The following is a 16,417-nucleotide window of genomic DNA, read 5'->3' on the forward strand; positions in this document are numbered from 1 at the left end:
TCGTCGCTATTTCTCATACTCCCAACCATCTCTGGTCAGGACGCAGGAAAAAAACGCCGCCTACGATTCTCTTCCAATCCAAATTGTCAAAGAACTCGCGCTAACCAACAATCGATCAAAAATCGAAACCAGTCTCTGCGCATGCCCCAGAAGGGCAACAACCGAAGCTGCAATCTCTAATCTACCGAAAAACGAATGTCAACCCCGAAAAACAAATCAGGGAAACAAACCCCAGAAGAAACAAGAAAACAACATCCCCGCCGCAGAAGCACCCCGCAGCGCCGGTGTGACGCTCTTCTAGGACCACAAAACCCAAACGTCAACACCCCAAAAAAATATCCACAACCATCAACAACCCAAAAACAACACAACAAACATACAAAAATCAGGCAAAACACAACAATATCAAACACATAATACAAAAAATAATCCCGCAAAAAATCGCAAAATCAATGCGCGCCGTCCCAGTCAGACGCTGCGCGCGCCTCCACAGCCAGCGGAACTTTGAGTTCTACGGCCGGCAGTGGCGATTGTTCCATCACGTTGCGGATGAGTGGCAAGGTGGCTTCGATCTCATCGTCTCTCACTTCAAAGACGAGTTCGTCGTGCACCTGCAAAAGCATGCGTGCGCTCAATCCTGCCTTTTCCAGTGCAGGTTCCATGCGGACCATGGCGCGCCGAATGATGTCCGCCGCCGCGCCTTGTAAAGGTGCGTTGATGGACTGGCGCTCGACAAAGGCGCGTTCAGAAGCATTTTTCGAGTGAATTTGCGGATAGTGGCAGACACGGCCGAAAACCGTTTTGACGTAGCCGTGCTCGCGAACGAACTGCTTCGTCTCATCCATATAATCGCGAATGCCGGGGAATCGCTCGAAATACCGGCGGATATAGATTCCCGCTTCCTCGCGACCGATTCCAAGTTGATTCGCGAGGCCAAAAGCCGAAATCCCATAGATGATGCCGAAATTGATCGCCTTGGCGCGGCGACGAATCATCGGGTCCATGCCTTCCACAGGCACGCCGAACATTTCCGATGCCGTCATGGCATGAATATCGATGCCATCTTCAAAAGCCCGGCGCAGTTGCGGAATATCCGCGACATGCGCCAACAGGCGCAGTTCGATTTGCGAATAATCGGCAGAAACCAGCTTCCAGCCGGGCTCCGCCACGAAAGCCTGACGAATCTTCCGGCCTTCTTCAGTGCGAATCGGAATATTTTGCAGATTCGGATCGGATGACGCGAGTCGGCCCGTCGTCGTTGAAGCCAATGCAAATGATGTGTGGACGCGGCGTGTCTCGGGATTAATGAACCCCGGAAGCGCATCAGTGTATGTCGAGCGCAGCTTCGACAGCTGGCGCCAATCGAGAATTCTCGCCGGGAGTTCATGCCCCTGCTCGGCAAGATCTTCCAGCACGCCGGCTCCCGTCGCCCATTGGCCAGTCGCGGTCTTTTTCGCACCCGGCAGCCCCATTCGCCCGAACAGGATCTCGCCCAGCTGCTTGGGCGAACCGACATTGAAGCTCTCACCCGCAAGGTCGTGGATTTCCGCCTCCAGGCCTCCAAGGCGCTGGGCGAACTCCCCCGAGAGGCGCGACAAGAGCGCCGAATCAATGGCGATACCGCGCTGCTCCATACGCGCCAGGACTGCTGCCATCGGACGTTCGAGCGTTTCATAGACCGTCGCCATGCCTTCGCCGACGATTCGCGGCTTCAACACATGCCATAGACGCAGCGTGACGTCTGCATCCTCTGCGGCATAGGCCGTGGCCTTGTCGATCGCCACCTTATCGAAGGTTACGGCATTGCGTCCCTTGCCCGCGACATCGGTAAAGGAAATCGGTTTGTGGCCGAGATGTTTTTCCGAAAGCGCATCCATGCCATGGCCGCCCAGCCCGGCATCGAGGGCATAAGACAACAGCATGGTGTCGTCGTAGGGAAAGACGTCGATGCCGTGACGGGCGAACAGCAACCAGTCATATTTAAAGTTCTGGCCGACTTTCAGCACGCCTGCATCCGTCAGAAGTGGCTTGAGACGGGCGAGCACGTCGTCGGGCGATAATTGTGCGACGCCGGCATCTGCGGCGGGCGCCTCATCATCCGCGAACAATCCGCCCTGCTTATCGGCCGTCCCGTGTCGCAGCGGGATGTAACAGGCGACACCCGGCGCTGTGGCAAGGGAGATGCCGACCAGATTCGCCGCCATCGCATCCAGCGAATCGGTCTCGGTATCGACAGCGACGACGCCAAGTTCGGTCGCACGCTTTATCCAAGCGTCGAGAGCCTCGTATGTAGAGACCGTTTCATATGTCGATGTATCGAATGGCACCGCTCGCTGCGCCTTCGCGGCCCGCGCGGCAACGGCTTCGGGCACGGCCTCGCTGGCTTCATTCGACGATGAAACAGATGATTCGTTCGCGGACGAGTTATCGGATGACAATGCGTCCGTCGCTGCAACGGGTGTTGCTGCAGGCGCGACAGCCTCGGCGTCAACACCATACACCTCCGCTGCGCGGCGGGTGATCGTGGTGAACTCCATGGACTTCAGGAAGCTGACGAGGTGCTCGGCATCCGGTTGATGAACGGCAAAGTTCGCCAGCGGCACAACGACGTCGACATCATCCACGAGACGAACAAGTTCACGGGATACGCGGGCGTTATCGGCGTTGGTGATTAAAGTTTCACGGCGTTTCGGCTGGCGAATTTCCGCGGCGCTTGCAAGCAATGAATCGAGATCGCCGTATTCGGTAATCAACTGTGCTGCGGTCTTGATGCCGATACCGGGGACGCCCGGCACGTTATCAGTCGAATCGCCGGCCAATGACTGGACATCGACGACCTGTCGAGGCGGGACGCCGAAATATGCGACGACTTCATCCTCTCCGATCAAGCGCTCAGCGCGAAAGCTGCCTTTCGACTGCGTTCCGGAGGCCGGGTCGTACATCACGACACCCGGGCGAATAAGCTGCATCAGATCCTTGTCGGCGGAGACGATCAGCACCTCCGCGCCGGTTTCCGTCGCTTGCCGGGCGTAGGTGGCGATGAGATCGTCGGCCTCGTATCGCTCCTGCTCCACCGGAGTCAGCCCGAAAGCGCGCACGGCCTCACGCATCAGCGGAAACTGCGGCACGAGATCCTCCGGCGGCGGCGGACGATTGGCCTTGTAGGCCGGATAAAGCTCTTTCCGGAACGACTGCTCTGACTTGTCGAAGATGATGGCCAGATGAGTCGGACGGATGCCGACCGCTCCCTCGCGCAGAAACTGAAAGACCTTCGTGCAGAAAAGGCGCACAGCGCCGGTCGGCAGCCCGTCCGAACGGTAGTTGTATTTCCGGTCCTGATTCATGGACTGGAAATAGGCGCGGAACACGAAGGAAGATCCGTCGACGAGGAAGACGTGGTCTCCCGCGCCAGGCTGGCGGGGAACCGGGGCGGAAGAAGCCGGAGTGCTGACGTCGCTCATATCTTACCTATAAACCGATTGCCCTACTCATAAACCGACTGGCGCGCGCTACCGTAGCCGGTTTGGAGACATTTCCCAACGCCCGATGCCAGAAATGCAGCGCAGGCGACATCATCGCCACACAGGAGAATAGGACACAGACCTGTCTTGCTTCATGCACGCGGCGATCCAAAACAGATAACGGCAAAAGGACTGCGGCCCGCTGATTGCATCAATCTCCAGAGCATCAGAATACGGAAACGATGTCATTTCTCATATTTGGCTCAATTTGCGACATATTTATTGTCTTCATCAAACATGTTTTCGTTCACAGATGGCGTTCATTTGTCTTTACTGTGCATGCAGTTCGACATATGTTGATAGTATGGATGATAATGGCGCGGCAACCGGACAAAGTTGCAGGGGCGAGCAATTGAGCAATATCGGCTTGCGGGCAGATGGCGATCAATGTCACTCCATATATACGTAATGCTTTCGTGGCTCCCGAGAGCCGGGCATCGCGGCGGACAACGAAATAAATGGATCATTCCGTGCCCTGTTATCAGCATAATGAATGGTATTTTTGTCGGTGTAGCTAGTTTTCGTGAACCTGAACAATGGGATTCTTGCGCACATCGCAATATATGCCGAAGATTCCGTCCCTCGTGAATAGCAATTAGCGGGATTGACCTTACTATGGCTGGCAAATCAGACCACTTGAGCGACACCAATCCGCCGTGGGAGGATACCGCTAACGGCGGTAACGATCACGATATCGGGCGCCGGATACGCTTCCTTTTCGAACGTCTGGGCGGCCAGAAGGCGGCCGCGGCGACGGACAAGTCCATCCGCTCGTTGCAGCGCTACTTTTCGGGCGCGGAGCCTCCCGCGAGCGTCGTGAAGGCACTAGCCAAGGCCACCGGCGTTTCAGCGGACTGGATTTTGTTCGGTGGCGATGAGCCGACATTGCAGCCTTCCGGCTCCAGCAGTAACCAGTTCGTCTATATTCCCAAGTTCGACGCGGCGGAGGCCCAGAAGGGCATCGGTAACGACGCAATCCATTCGTCGGCCATCGCCATGCGCGAAAGCTGGCTCAAGGGCATCGGCACAGATCCGCGTCAGGCCTATCTCCTCTCGTTCGGCGGCGACAGTATGGAGCCGACCATTCGCGATGGCGATCTTCTGCTGGTGGATCGTTCGGTGGAACAGGTCATCGACCATGGAATCTACGTGCTGCTCGTGGGCGGCCGGCTTCTCGTCAAGCGCGTTCAGTTGCGCCACGATGGTTCGCTGGTGCTGCGGAACGACAACCCGGCTTACGAGGTCGAGACCGTTTCGGCGGATGAGGCCAGCCGATTGGTCATCGAAGGACGCGTGCGCTGGTTCGGCCGCACTGTCTGAACTGCCCGAAGTTGCCAGCAAAAACCAGAAAGGCCGGCAGGAACATCCTGCCGGCCTCTCCGGTTCGGGGTCTCTCCGAAGACTCGAGACTTGAAGGCCCGGCGGCGAAACAGCCGGGCACGCGCCTTTACTGGCGATAATGCTGGATACGAGTCGTCCGAAGACCGGCCAGGCCGTGCTCGTCGATGGATTGCTGCCAGCTCAGAAATTCTTCAACGGTCAACGTATAACGTTGGCATGCCTCATCGAGGCTCAGCAGGCCGCCGCGCACGGCCGCCACGACTTCAGCTTTGCGTCGGATGACCCAACGCTTGGTGGTAGTCGGGGGTAGATCGGCAATGGTCAGGGGACTGCCATCCGGTCCGATGACATATTTTGCGCGCGGGCGAAAAGCTTCGGTCATGGATACGCTCACTATTGGTCTCAACTGACCAGAATTCGACAAGCTTCCGCCTGCCCCGATACGCCGGGCGGGCGGACTTCGGCATCCGCCTGCATGGGCCAACCTCGCCGACCGCGCCTCCGTGGACGCGCCGGTAAGTCGCCCCATGCAGGCGGATGACGTCGATACCGGAAGCTATCGGCTTATTTTTAAGAATTGCCTAAAGCCGCGAAACTCCTTCCCCGTTTGCCCTCCCCTTGCGCCGCGCAGTGTAACGAGTCGATAATGGCCGGCATCGAGATCTGGGATGCCGAGTGCCTTTGGAATGCTAACGGCCGGGGATGCCGTTTATTGCGGGGGTGGCGGCAGGGCGCAGGTGCGCGTATATGGAAACGAGGCACGGGATCGGAAGAGGGCCGCCTGCGTCGGTAAGGACGGCATCCGCCTTTGCCTCCGAATTTGTGTCATGATGAAGAGATAAGGCACTTCTGCGTTTCCACGAAAGGCCGAAGCGCTTTGGCTCGCGAAAGACGAACGTTATGTTGAACAGTCTGGATCTGCCCAAGGAGCCGCGTGATACGCGCGTCGTCGTCGCCATGTCGGGCGGCGTCGATTCGTCCGTTGTGGCGGCAATGCTGGCGCGTGAAGGCTACGATGTGATCGGGATCACGCTCCAGCTCTATGATCACGGCGAGGCGATCCATCGCAAGGGCGCATGCTGCGCCGGACAGGATATCCACGACGCCCGCCGTGTCGCCGAGCGAATCGGCATCCCCCATTATGTGCTGGACTACGAATCGCGCTTCCGCGACGCCGTGATCGAGCGTTTTGCCGACAGTTATCTGAACGGCGAAACGCCAATCCCCTGCGTTGAGTGCAATCGCTCGATCAAGTTCACCGAGTTGCTCGACACCGCCCGCGATCTGGGCGCCGACGTGCTCGCGACCGGCCACTATGTCGCCAGCCGCCCCGTTCCGGGTGCTCAACAGGGAGCGCGTGGCCTCTATCGCGCCGCCGACCCTGATCGTGACCAGAGCTATTTTCTTTACGCTACCACAGCGGAGCAACTCTCGATCCTGCGCTTTCCGCTTGGAGATCTGAACAAGACCCAGACGCGCGCGCTGGCGCGGGAGTTCGGCCTCGACATCGCCGACAAGCACGACAGCCAGGACATCTGCTTCGTGCCGAACGGCCGTTATGCCGACATCATCGAGCGCTTGCGCCCCAAGGCAGTGCAGCCGGGCGACATCGTCCACGCCGATGGCCGCGTTATGGGCCAACACAACGGCATCATTCATTTCACGGTCGGCCAGCGCAAGGGTCTTGGCATCGCCACGGGCGAGCCGCTTTATGTGGTGCGGCTCGATGCCGACAACGCCCGCGTTATTGTCGGCCCGCGCGATATGCTGGCGACAAGCGCCATGTCGCTCGCGGATCTCAACTGGATCGGCGACGAGATGCCGGACGCGAACGGCACGCCGCTTGAGGTGGCTGTGCGGGTTCGCTCCACGCGCCAGCCGCATCCGGCGTTTCTGCGCATCACCGCTGACGGGCCGGTTGTCGAACTGCCGGTCGCGGAGCTTGGCGTTGCGCCCGGTCAGGCTTGTGTCATCTACGAATCGACGGATATCCGCTCCCGCATTCTCGGCGGCGGCACGATCCGCGCCACGACATCAGCCCTGCGGCAGGCGGCGGTTTCGCCGCGCAAGGACTGCTTCACCCCTGCAATCGCAACGGAAACACTCTGAATGAGCACGATCGCCGACGGCCCCGATACCTCACTGATGCGCAAGGCTTATGCCCGCTGGGCGCCCATCTACGATCTCGTCTACGACGGGCTGACCGCTTCGGCCCGCAAGGATGCGGTGGAAGCGGCTCTGGCTTGCGGCAACAACATCCTTGAGGCTGGCGTCGGCACGGGTCTGTCGCTGGGCGATTATCCAAAAAGCGCTCATGTGATCGGCTTCGATATTTCGGAGCATATGCTGCGCCGTGCGGCAGGCAAGGTCGAAAAGCAGAAGCTGGATCATGTCCGGCTGCTCACCGTCATGGATGCCTGCCGGCTCGGCTTTCCCGATTCCACCTTCGACGCGGTGGTCGCGCAGTTTCTGATTACGCTCGTGCCGCACCCGGAGCTGGCGCTCGACGAATTCATGCGCGTTCTGCGTCCCGGCGGTGAAATCATTCTCGCCAACCATTTCGGTGTCTCGGACGGCCCCATCGCCCGCGCGGAAGAAGCCGTGGCTCCGGCTGTCCGCAAGCTAGGCTGGAGTTCGGCGTTCAAGACGCGCCGCATTGAGGAATGGGCCGAAAAGCATGCCGCCACGGCGCTTGTCGAAGTGCGGCCGGCATTTCCGATGGGCTTCTTCAAGATCGTGCGCCTGCGCAAGATCGCGTGATCGGGACAATCTTGTCATCATGCGCGGTCGCCGCCACCTGATCGATATGCTTATCCGGCTGCGCGCCTTTCCGGTCGTGCAGCGGGCGCAGATGGGGATGCTCGTCGGCGGTTTCAGCTTCCTCATCATTTACGGCCTGTCGACCAGCAGCCAATATGCTCATGTTGCGATGATCATGGCTTCGCTGGGTGCGTCGTGCGTGCTGGTGTTCACGCTGCCGCAGAGTCCGTTGGCACAGCCGAGCAACGTGATTTTCGGCCACATCCTGTCAACGGGGTGCGGCTTGTTATCGCTGCAATTTTTCGGACAAACGCCGCTCGCGTTCGGCATCGGGGTCGGGCTGGCGATTTTCGTCATGGCGGTTACGGGGACGTTGCACCCGCCAGGGGCCGGCAATCCTATTCTTGTCATCGGCGGCAACCAGGGCTTATGGTATCTGCTCACGCCGACGGCGAGCGGTGCTATCGTTGTGGTTCTGGCGGGCCTATTCTACCACCGCTTCATTTCCGGACATATTTATCCGGTACGGAAGGTTTGACAACATCACCATGACTGCCACGCGTTACCGGCAAGACGAGCCGTCCGACCGGATCATTCTGAATCGCATCGCGCTCTTCGCTTATCACGGTCTGCATCCGGAAGAGGAACGGCTGGGGCAGCGATTTTTCGTCTCCCTCGATGTCGGCCTCGACCTTCGCGAAGCCGGACGCGGCGATGACTGGCACAGCACAGCCTGCTATGCAAAACTGACGCAACGCGTGCAGGAAATCGGCGTGGGCCAACGGTTCCGCACCATCGAGGGGCTGGCCGAAGCCATCGCAACCGCGACACTCACCGCCGTCCCCCGCATCCAGCGGGTAACGGTGCGAATCGAGAAACCGGCAGCCCCGATCCCGGCCATCATCGATGGAATCGCGGTCGAAATTACGCGCACACGCGCCGATATCTGAGCCTTACAGCCGGCATGACGGACAAGCGACTCAGCGGCCCGGTCGAAGCTGCGCCGCAGGTGCGCCGGGCCTATATCGGCCTTGGCAGCAACATGGGCGACAAGCGGGCCATGATCGCCGCCGCTATCGATCACCTGCACGCAACGGCGGGAATCGCCGTGGTCGGACGATCGCGTGATTATCGCACGCCGCCTTGGGGCGACACCGATCAGGACTGGTTCGTCAACGCCTGCGCCGCTCTGGACACCACGCTTTCGCCAGACGATCTGCTGACAACCTGCCTTGACGTGGAAACGCGCATGGGCCGCGTGCGGACCCGGCGCTGGGGACCGCGCGTGATCGACATAGACTTGCTCGACTATGACCGGCAGGCAATCCACAGTGAGCGGCTGACATTGCCGCATCCGCGCATTCTGGAGCGCGCATTCGTGCTGACACCGCTGGCCGAAATCGCCGGTGACCTCCTCATCGGCGAAACCAGTGTGGACGCACACGCCCGCCATCTCGCCGATCCAGAGATCACTCCGTACTGAATCCGCCTCCGCGCAAGGGCGCGATGTCTCTGTATGAGACACGTTTTTGCAAGACGTGGAAGTATAAGAAACAGGCAGGATATTGAGATGGTGGGCGGTACAGGGATTGAACCTGTGACCCCTGCCGTGTGAAAGCAGTGCTCTACCGCTGAGCTAACCGCCCATCCATATTTCGGTGGCACAATATACGGTCGATGTACCGCACAGCCTGCCGAAAAACTGCGGCGCCCGTAACGGGCGCCTCTCTCGTTCTTCTAGAAAGGTCGGAGCGTTCCGTCAAGCGCTCTCCTTCATCAGATCGTCGTTTTTCTATCTGATCCGTGTGAACCGGCAATTTCAGTCACCGCTGTCCACAAGTCGTCGAAGTGTGCGACCAGACGATCCGGGCCAAGCTCCGCCACCGGCACATCGGAATAGCCGAACGGCACTGCGACCACCGGCAGGCCAGCCGCACGGGCGGTGCTGATATCGGTGCCCGAATCGCCAATCATGACTGCGCGCACGGGCGATCCCCCTGCCCTGTCGATTGTCAGCGTCAGGTGGCGCGGGTCCGGCTTGTAATAGGGAAAGGTGTCGCGCCCGCAAATCGCAGTGAAGCGATCGGCAATTCCGAGCAGGTCGAGCAGTTGCAACGACTGATTCTCGAACTTGTTGGTGCACACCGCCAGAACCCATCCAGCATTGCGGAATCTGTCGAGCGCCTCCGGCACACCGGGGAACAGCCTGGTTTCATTGAGAAGGTTGCGCTCATAATAATCAATGAAGACACGAAACATCCGCTCCATGTCCGCGTCTTCAACCGGCGGATTACCCGCCTCGTCAAACCCGCGCCTGATCAATGCACGCGCACCCGAGCCGATCATATCCCGCGCCCTCTCGAACGACAGCGGCGGCAAATTTTCTCCGGTGAGCACATGATTAAGCGCTGCAACGAGATCGGGAGCCGTATCGGCGAGCGTGCCATCGAGGTCGAAAACGGCAATCGGGGGGAGTTTATCGGTCATGGCGCACTTTAATGAATGGCGGAAGCAGATTCGCGGTTGACTATAGGATGCCCTCACAGATGCAGCAATCCATGCGCCTTGAAGCTGCAATCGGCAGGTGAAAAACCGTTCCGGCGGCTGACGTGTGGCTGGATGGGTGCTAGAAGACATGCAGTAACCATGGACTGGCGATCAATGATGACGACACCATTCTTGACGACGACGACCCGCGCACCCCGGTCTGGCCGCCGTTGCGGCCTTTCCCCTGTTCGGATGGCGGTGGCCGCGACAGCGCTCGTCCTGTTGAGCGGCGCAGCGCCTTTTGCCTTCGCCCCCGCGCCTCAGCTCGATCTCAACCGTATCTACCGCGTCAATGTCGCCACTGGCGAAGTCGGCGCGTGCCAGTATGGTTTGAAGGAAGGCACGATCGGCGTGACCTTCTGCTTCCCGGCTGGCGAGGGTGCCGGCCCGCAAGCGCTGGGCGAATATGGGCTGGTCAGCTCCAGCCACACGCGGGAGAGCGGCGTGTTCCGCGTCAACCATCGCACCGGCGAAATCAGCAGTTGCTACGTCTTCAATACACATGTCGTCTGCACGCCGCAGGTGAGCGCCACGGATACGGCCTCCTCCGCCCCTGCTGACGCTGCCCAGCAACAGAACAGCGCCACTGGCGACGCCAGCGCGCCGCCCACACCTGCCCAGTGACATTGCCTCGCGCCCCCGATCAGGAGCTGAACCGTGAGTGATTCCCTTAAGCGGGAGGCTGCCGCGCGGGCGGTCGCCCTTGTCGAGCCCGGCATGCGGCTGGGGCTTGGCACCGGCTCCACCGCACGACATTTCGTCGCACTGCTCGGGGAGCGTGTTCGGCAAGGTCTCGATGTGGTTGGCGTGCCAACGTCTGAAGCCACCCGCCGGCAGGCCGAAGACGAAGGCATCCGCCTGACCACCCTGGAAGAAACGCCGCAACTCGACCTCACGGTCGATGGCGCGGACGAGTTCGACGACCGCTTGCGCCTCGTGAAGGGCGGCGGCGGTGCCTTGCTGCGCGAAAAGATCGTCGCGGCATCCAGCACCCGCATGGTGGTGATCGCTGATTCCTCCAAGCGCGTTGAACGGCTTGGCCGCTTTCCGTTGCCGGTCGAGGTCGTGCGTTTCGGGCTTGCATCGACCCGTACTGCAGTAGCAGATGTTGCCAGCCGCTTTGGCGCGCAGGGCAGCGTTACATTGCGGCATGCTGAAGAAGAGCCGTTCGTGACCGACGAAGGACATTTCATTCTCGATATCGCCTTTGGCGTCATCGCGGAGCCTGAAGCGATGGCTGCCGCACTTGTGGCCATTCCGGGCGTCGTGGAGCACGGCTTGTTCATCGGCCTCTGCCAGACGGCATTTCTCGCGACGCCGGACGGCATCCTCACCCTGACCAATAACGACGCCTGAGCGACGTTTCCCCCCTGTTGCGGGCGGGCGGGCTTACGAAATTGAAAAAATTCTGATAAGCCGGCCATGTCCTTGGAGATTGTCCATGAAAAATTCTGTGAAACGTCTGTCTTTCAGCTCTTTTTCCGTACGTAGCGCGGCCATCGCCACATTGGCGGCAACGGGTATCGCGTTTGGCGGCGGCAGCGCCGTGGCGCAAACAGCGACCGCACCGGCTCCTGCTGCGCAGTCGACGCTGACCCAGAGCCACATCGATGTGGCGCGCGAGGTCGTGACCCTTTCGGGCATGGCCCGCACGTTCGATGGTTTGCTGCCGACATTCGGCGATCAGGTGCGGCAGACGTTTATCACCCGTCCAGAGATTTCTGCGGATCTGAATGCCGTGCTCGATCAGCTCAAGCCCGAGCTGGAAGAGAAGAAGGCCGACATTCTGAACAACGCGGCGCGCATTCTTGCCAGCCGCCTTAACGAGGAAACCCTCGTACAGGTTCGCGACTTCTTCCGGTCTACAGCCGGCCAGCAATATGTTGCCACGCAACCGCTGGTCCTCGATGACCTGTTCGCCGCGCTCAACACCTGGATCGGCGACGTTTCCAGCTTCATCGTTACCCGCGTGCGGGAAGAGTTGCGCAAGCGCGGCCACGAATTATGATGGAATCGCTTGCGTTCAGACCAAAGTGTCGAGCTGAACGCAACTTGCGGTAACGTCCTGATTCCGTCAGACTATCTGGCGTTTAATATCGTCAGTGATGACAGGCGGCAAGAACCGGAGCGCATGGCGCGCGGCGGCTCTTGCCTCATCTTTTATTCTGGAGGCTTTCCCCATGGCGTCGTTCGATGTTGATCTTTTCGTCATAGGGGGCGGCTCCGGCGGCGTTCGGGCGGCGCGCATTGCATCCGGTCACGGCGCTTCAGTCATGCTGGCGGAAGAGTATCGCTACGGCGGCACCTGCGTCATTCGCGGCTGCGTGCCGAAAAAATTGCTGGTGCACGCCAGCCGCTTCCCCGCCCAATTTTCAGATGCCGCGGGCTTTGGCTGGAGCGTCGGCGAAACGGCCTTTAGCTGGCATACGCTGATCCGTGACAAAGACGCGGAAATCTCCCGACTCGAAGGCATTTATGCGAAAAACCTCGAATCATCCGGCGTAAAGCTCGTCCGCAGCCGGGCCGTGATCGAGGATGCGAATACCGTACGCCTGCTAGCGACCGGCGCGCGCATTCGCGCGCGGTATATTCTCATCGCCACCGGCGGTGCGCCCGTGATCGATACGACCCTTCCCGGCCACGAACTTGCGATCACCTCAAATGAGGCATTCAACCTGCCGGACTTCCCGCGCCGTGTGCTCGTTGTCGGTGGCGGCTACATCGGCGTTGAGTTCGCGGGAATTTTCGACGGTCTGGAAGCGGATGTTTCTATTGCCTATCGTGGCAAAACCCTGCTGCGCGGTTTCGATGCAGACGTCGTTTCCGCGCTGGAGGATGCCTATAAGGCGCGCGGCATCACCCTGAAGCCGAATCGCACGCTTTCCAGGCTCTCCCGCGCTGACAATGGCGCGCCGATTGACGTAACGTTTTCCGATGGCGAAACAGGCACGTTCGACATCGTCCTGTCAGCCATAGGCCGCAAGCCCAACGTGGCCGGCCTCGGCCTGGAGACTGTCGGCGTGCGGCAGAAGGCCAATGGCGCCATCGAAGTGGACGGTTTTTCGCGTTCCAGCGTGCCATCCATCTACGCAGTGGGTGACGTGACCGACAGGGCCAATCTCACCCCGGTCGCCATTCGCGAGGGCCATGCTTTCGCGGATACGGTCTTCGGCAATAAAAGCTGGCAGGTGGATCACTCCGTCATACCAACTGCAGTGTTCTCAACCCCGGAAATCGGCACCGTGGGGCTGACGGAGGAGCAGGCACGCAAGGCGCATGGCGACGTGTCGATTTTCCGAACCTCATTCCGGCCGCTTCAGGCCACTCTGTCCGGCAGCAACGACCGGGTGCTGATGAAGATCGTCGTCGACAAAAGCAATGATCGAGTGCTCGGCGTCCATATCGTCGGCGAGGGTGCCGGTGAAATGGCGCAGCTTGTCGGCATCGCGGTGACAATCGGGGCGACGAAGGCCGATTTCGATCGCACGATTGCCCTGCACCCAACCAGCGCCGAAGAACTCGTCACCCTGCGCACGCCGATAGCGTGATTCGCTGCGGCAAATGGCGCTCGCATTTTATTGCGTAATACGTATATAAGCAGGAATCTTGTTGCGGGGGCTGGGCCGTTTGCCAGCTTGCCTCCGGTCAGTTTTCTTTGGGAACGGGAGTGGGTGTTATGACGGAGCGTTGGACGCCATCAAGCTGGAGATCGAAGCCTATCCAGCAGGTGCCCTCCTATCCGGACAGCGAGGCGCTTGCGGCAGTCGAACAACAGCTCGGCACTTTTCCGCCGCTGGTGTTTGCCGGCGAGGCGCGCCAGTTGAAGCGCCAGTTGGCCCGCGTTGCGGAAGGAAAGGCTTTCCTGCTGCAGGGCGGCGATTGCGCCGAAAGCTTCGCCGAGCATTCCGGCGACACGATTCGCGATTTCCTGCGCCTGTTCCTGCAGATGGCTGTGGTGCTGACCTATGCGGGCGGCTTGCCCGTGGTAAAGGTCGGCCGCGTTGCAGGGCAGTTCGCCAAGCCGCGTTCTTCGCCCAATGAGACCGTCGGTGATGTCACTCTGCCAAGCTACCGCGGCGATATCGTCAACGGCATCGGCTTCTCGGCCGAAGAGCGTATCCCTGACCCGCACCGCCAGTTGAAGGCGTTCCGCCAGTCTGCGGCAACGTTGAACCTGCTGCGCGCATTCACGGGTGGCGGTTATGCCAACCTCGACAATGCGCATCGCTGGATGCTCGGTTTCGTCAAGGACAGCCCGCTGTCGGATCGTTACCGGGAGATCGCGGACCGCATCACCGAGGCGCTGGACTTCATGCGCGCCTGCGGCATCGATCCGGAATCCAGCCCGGAAGTGCGGGCGACGCAGCTTTACACCAGCCACGAAGCCCTTCTGCTGGGTTACGAGGAAGCGTTGACGCGCATCGATTCGACCTCCGGCGACTGGTACGCGACGTCCGGTCACATGCTGTGGATCGGCGACCGCACCCGTCAGCTCGATCATGCTCATGTGGAATTCTTCCGCGGCATCGAGAATCCCATCGGGTTGAAGTGCGGCCCCTCGCTCAGCCCGGATGAATTGCTGCGCCTGATCGACGTGCTGAACCCGGACAACGAGCCAGGCCGCCTCACCCTCATTGCGCGTTTCGGCTCGGATAAGGTGGAAGCCCACCTCCCCGCGCTTGTGCGCGCGGTGAAAAAAGAAGGCCGTGCTGTTGTGTGGTCTTGCGATCCGATGCATGGCAACACCGTCACGGCCAACGGCTACAAGACGCGGCCTTTCGAGCGGATCGTTGGCGAAATCAGCACCTTCTTCGACGTTCATCACGCCGAAGGCACCCATGCGGGTGGCATTCATCTGGAAATGACCGGCCGGAACGTGACTGAATGCACCGGCGGCGGACGCCCGTTGACGGCTGATCAGCTTTCCGATCGCTATCACACCCACTGCGATCCGCGCCTTAACGCGGAACAGGCACTTGATGTGACCTTCCTCGTGGCGGAGCGGCTGAAGCGCGAGCGTTTGCTGAAAGGGCGGCCGGTCGATGCCGAAGCAGCAGAATAATGCTCCGCTGAAAGCAGTTTGAATTAAAAAGGGCCGGTTTACACCGGCCCTTTTTAATTGATGGCGCTCTTCAACAACGCTGAATTGCCAGCATCTGCCCCAAAATAACGATCGATGAGCGCGCGCTTGGTTTTTTCATCAAGACCGGCAAGGGCCTTGCCAGCACTGACAGCCAGCGCCTCGATTTCATCCCGGCTGGCGCCGGGCCGCATGCTGAGCCCCGTAAGCGCGGTCAAAACCGCTTCGGCTTTTTCCTGCTCGTGGCGCGTGTCATAGCCCACACGATAATCCACCGGCTCTGGAGAGAACCAGTAAATAATGCCGATGCATATTGCGAAGCGTGTGAAAAACCCCATGCCGCCTACCCACAAGAGAGTAACCGATACGATGCGGGGCAAAGATAAACATGAGACTAACGCGGGCAGGTCACAGTATTGACAACCATCCCGCCCGGCAATCCCGGAAGCGTTTCACGCCAATGTGAAACCGCGGCGCAGCCATAAGGGCTGCGCCGTTAGGCTCAGATGCCGACTTCCTGCGACTTCGATTCGACGCTCGTCACGAGCGGGACAGGCGTTGGCTCGACAAAGTTGGCGAACCACCGCGCCGGCGGGGTCTGGACCAGCCGGTTATAGGTGTTGGCAGCGCGGACATAATCGCTGCGCGCCACAACGATGCGGCTTTCGTTCTGCGCCAGCCGCCCCAGAGCCGTGCTCACTGGCGGCACAGTGCGCTGCTCCGGCAGGAATTGCAGCATATCCAGTACGCGTGCAAGTTCCGCCGTCAGTTCGTCCTGCTTTTCCATGTAAGCGCGGAAATGCTCTTCCGTGTGCGGCGGCTTGGCGTCCAGCGGCAGCAGGATGATATCCTGACGCTTTTCTTCCAAAGCTTCGAGCATATCATTGCGAGCGGGGCTGACAGTGCGCAAAGCGTCTATCACATCCTGCGTGACATAGGCACGCAGCAGAAACTGCCGCTGCATTTCCTCCCAGGCATTGGCTGCCCGCGTTTCGGCCTGGGGAACGTTCATGAGGCGTGCGCCGGCAAAAGCCAAAGCGAGAACCAGAACCACGCCGACGACTATGAAGATCCGGTTGCGGGAGGGTACCCCCATTCCTGAAATCCTCTGAGTTTGGCTGACCACAGTTATACTTCCGTAGAATTACACTAAATAGCGCGATGTAAA

At 59.9% G+C, this 16,417-nt stretch carries 17 protein-coding genes and 1 tRNA gene; 12 read left to right on the forward strand and 6 right to left on the reverse strand.

Annotation, left to right across the window (positions count from 1 at the left end; genetic code table 11):
- Positions 1–301: hypothetical protein (locus FHS81_RS18640; protein WP_210281482.1), on the forward strand; the 301-nt coding region annotated here is incomplete at its 5' end.
- 148 nt (positions 302–449) lie between these two features.
- Here FHS81_RS18640 and polA read toward each other — a convergent pair.
- Entirely contained in the window at positions 450–3,461 is a 3,012-nt protein-coding gene (gene polA / locus FHS81_RS00005) for a DNA polymerase I (protein ID WP_183750008.1), read from the reverse strand.
- Between the two features lie 675 nt (positions 3,462–4,136).
- Here polA and FHS81_RS00010 point away from each other — a divergent pair.
- Positions 4,137–4,841: an XRE family transcriptional regulator gene (locus FHS81_RS00010; protein ID WP_183750009.1), complete on the forward strand. Its 705-nt coding sequence runs from the start codon at positions 4,137–4,139 to the stop codon at positions 4,839–4,841.
- Between the two features lie 127 nt (positions 4,842–4,968).
- On the opposite strand, the gene sciP is transcribed toward FHS81_RS00010, so the two are convergent.
- Positions 4,969–5,244 carry a CtrA inhibitor SciP gene (gene sciP / locus FHS81_RS00015; protein WP_183750010.1) on the reverse strand — a complete coding sequence of 92 codons (276 nt, stop codon included), beginning with the start codon at positions 5,242–5,244 and terminating at the stop codon, positions 4,969–4,971.
- Positions 5,245–5,765: 521 nt separating this feature from the next.
- Here sciP and mnmA point away from each other — a divergent pair.
- Genes mnmA through folK form a run of 5 tightly spaced genes read left to right on the forward strand, consistent with a single transcriptional unit; the run spans position 5,766 to position 9,105 of the window.
- Positions 5,766–6,971 (forward strand): tRNA 2-thiouridine(34) synthase MnmA, encoded by a 1,206-nt coding sequence (gene mnmA / locus FHS81_RS00020; protein ID WP_183750702.1) that lies wholly within the window; start codon positions 5,766–5,768, stop codon positions 6,969–6,971.
- On the forward strand, positions 6,972–7,622 hold the full coding sequence (locus FHS81_RS00025) for a class I SAM-dependent methyltransferase (protein WP_183750011.1): 651 nt from the start codon (positions 6,972–6,974) through the stop codon (positions 7,620–7,622). It abuts the gene before it with no gap.
- A 19-nt stretch (positions 7,623–7,641) separates the two neighbouring features.
- Positions 7,642–8,160 (forward strand): HPP family protein, encoded by a 519-nt coding sequence (locus tag FHS81_RS00030; RefSeq protein WP_210281483.1) that lies wholly within the window; start codon positions 7,642–7,644, stop codon positions 8,158–8,160.
- A 10-nt stretch (positions 8,161–8,170) separates the two neighbouring features.
- Complete coding sequence (gene folB, locus FHS81_RS00035; RefSeq protein ID WP_183750012.1) at positions 8,171–8,572, forward strand: dihydroneopterin aldolase; 402 nt, start codon at positions 8,171–8,173, stop codon at positions 8,570–8,572.
- A 59-nt stretch (positions 8,573–8,631) separates the two neighbouring features.
- Positions 8,632–9,105, forward strand: coding sequence for a 2-amino-4-hydroxy-6-hydroxymethyldihydropteridine diphosphokinase (folK, locus tag FHS81_RS00040; RefSeq protein WP_183750704.1), 474 nt, complete (start codon positions 8,632–8,634; stop codon positions 9,103–9,105).
- Between the two features lie 88 nt (positions 9,106–9,193).
- Here folK and FHS81_RS00045 read toward each other — a convergent pair.
- Positions 9,194–9,268: transfer RNA gene (locus tag FHS81_RS00045), tRNA-Val, on the reverse strand.
- Positions 9,269–9,398: 130 nt separating this feature from the next.
- Positions 9,399–10,109: a phosphoglycolate phosphatase gene (locus FHS81_RS00050; protein ID WP_183750013.1), complete on the reverse strand. Its 711-nt coding sequence runs from the start codon at positions 10,107–10,109 to the stop codon at positions 9,399–9,401.
- Positions 10,110–10,361: 252 nt separating this feature from the next.
- On the opposite strand from FHS81_RS00050, the gene FHS81_RS00055 reads away from it, so the two are divergent.
- The 5 genes from FHS81_RS00055 (at position 10,362) to FHS81_RS00075 (ending at position 15,231) form a co-directional block, all read left to right on the forward strand.
- A complete protein-coding gene (locus FHS81_RS00055; RefSeq protein ID WP_183750705.1) occupies positions 10,362–10,793 on the forward strand; it encodes a hypothetical protein in 432 nt (143 codons plus the stop codon).
- Positions 10,794–10,826: 33 nt separating this feature from the next.
- Complete coding sequence (rpiA, locus tag FHS81_RS00060; protein WP_183750014.1) at positions 10,827–11,525, forward strand: ribose-5-phosphate isomerase RpiA; 699 nt, start codon at positions 10,827–10,829, stop codon at positions 11,523–11,525.
- Between the two features lie 85 nt (positions 11,526–11,610).
- Complete coding sequence (locus FHS81_RS00065) at positions 11,611–12,177, forward strand: DUF2059 domain-containing protein (protein ID WP_183750015.1); 567 nt, start codon at positions 11,611–11,613, stop codon at positions 12,175–12,177.
- A gap of 172 nt (positions 12,178–12,349) precedes the next feature.
- Entirely contained in the window at positions 12,350–13,717 is a 1,368-nt protein-coding gene (gene gor / locus FHS81_RS00070; RefSeq protein ID WP_183750016.1) for a glutathione-disulfide reductase, read from the forward strand.
- Positions 13,718–13,845: 128 nt separating this feature from the next.
- Positions 13,846–15,231, forward strand: coding sequence for a class II 3-deoxy-7-phosphoheptulonate synthase (locus FHS81_RS00075; protein ID WP_183750017.1), 1,386 nt, complete (start codon positions 13,846–13,848; stop codon positions 15,229–15,231).
- A gap of 53 nt (positions 15,232–15,284) precedes the next feature.
- Here FHS81_RS00075 and FHS81_RS00080 read toward each other — a convergent pair whose 3' ends face one another.
- Together FHS81_RS00080 and FHS81_RS00085 are read right to left on the reverse strand one after the other, a co-directional pair.
- Positions 15,285–15,602, reverse strand: a complete 318-nt coding sequence (locus FHS81_RS00080; RefSeq protein WP_183750018.1) for a hypothetical protein — start codon at positions 15,600–15,602, stop codon at positions 15,285–15,287.
- 149 nt (positions 15,603–15,751) lie between these two features.
- Positions 15,752–16,345, reverse strand: coding sequence for a LemA family protein (locus tag FHS81_RS00085; protein WP_183750019.1), 594 nt, complete (start codon positions 16,343–16,345; stop codon positions 15,752–15,754).
- Between the last annotated feature and the right edge of the window lie 72 nt (positions 16,346–16,417).

The sequence above is a fragment of the Pseudochelatococcus contaminans genome, assembly GCF_014195635.1.
Lineage (GTDB): Bacteria > Pseudomonadota > Alphaproteobacteria > Rhizobiales > Beijerinckiaceae > Pseudochelatococcus > Pseudochelatococcus contaminans.